The 375-nt window shown below is 43.7% G+C and carries 1 pseudogene; it reads left to right on the forward strand.

What is annotated here, in order from left to right:
* Positions 1-364: pseudogene (locus tag H6A34_RS14685) on the forward strand (hypothetical protein); the annotation flags it as partial.
* Positions 365-375 lie beyond the last annotated feature (11 nt).

A 375-nucleotide genomic window follows, 5' to 3' on the forward strand; every position in this document is an offset into this window, starting at 1 on the left:
AGAGAGAATACCATCTGACATCTGCAAGGAACTCTTGGATGCTGATATAAAAGGTGAGCAATTTGTAAACCCTTATTCCATCCCCGAAAAGTACAGGGAACAGGAGGACTACATTAGGCAGCTAATCCAAACTAAGAACGAGACAGAGGCAAGACTAAGCGAAATCAAGTCGGAAATCTTGGAGGATATGGAAAGCAAGGGAGTGAAAACATGGGATACAGGAACAATGAGGTTGACAAGAAAACTTCCGACCACAAGGTTATCATTTAACGCGACCCAATTCAAGGCAGACCATCCGGAGCTTGACTACTCACCATACGAGAGGACTTCAAACGTTTCGGGCAGCTTGATGATTGCTGTCTGATATTTATTACC

The sequence above is a fragment of the Marseilla massiliensis genome (genome assembly GCF_016899855.1).
Classification (GTDB): domain Bacteria; phylum Bacteroidota; class Bacteroidia; order Bacteroidales; family Bacteroidaceae; genus Prevotella.